Below are 570 nucleotides of genomic sequence, written 5' to 3'. Positions count from 1 at the left end.
GCCGAGCCAGAGGACGTGAAGGAGCTCACCGAGGCCGTGGCGCGCCTCGTGCCCATGGGGCTGAAGGTGAGCCAGCGCGAGATGCGCCAGCGCATCGGCGTGTCCGAGCCGGAAGAAGACGACGATCTCCTGACGCCTCCTTCGTCCTCCGCGCCCGTGCCCGAGGGTGATCTGCCGGCCGACAAGACGCCGCCGGCGGCGGGCAAGCGTGCGCCGGCAGCCGAGCTCGGCGCACATCATGGCGGATGCGGCTGCGCTTCCTGCCGCTCGGGCCTGCCGGCCATGTTCGCCGCCGATCCGGCCGACATCGATGTCGAGGCCGAGCTCGACGACTTCATCGCGGAGGCCATGGCGGATTGGCAGGAGGATGCGGATCCGCTTCTCGCCCCGCTGCGCGAGGCGCTCGCCGGTGCCTCGTCCTTCGCCGAGCTGGAGGCCATGCTGCCGGAGATCGCGGAGGCGGTCGACGGGAAGCGGCTCGCCATGAAGCTCGCCATCGCGATGGCCAAGGCGCGCGGTCTCGGCGATGTCCACGACTGAGTACATCTCCCGTCGCGCCTTCCTCGCCGG

General features: G+C 71.2%; 1 pseudogene. It reads left to right on the top strand.

The window, feature by feature from the left end:
• Positions 1-540, top strand: a pseudogene (locus STARVERO_RS23030) (phage portal protein family protein); the annotation flags it as partial.
• Between the last annotated feature and the right edge of the window lie 30 nt (positions 541-570).

It is taken from the genome of Starkeya nomas (assembly GCF_902703545.1).
GTDB classification, from domain to species: domain Bacteria; phylum Pseudomonadota; class Alphaproteobacteria; order Rhizobiales; family Xanthobacteraceae; genus Ancylobacter; species Ancylobacter moscoviensis.
This window is presented reverse-complemented; position numbering and strand designations above follow the sequence as displayed.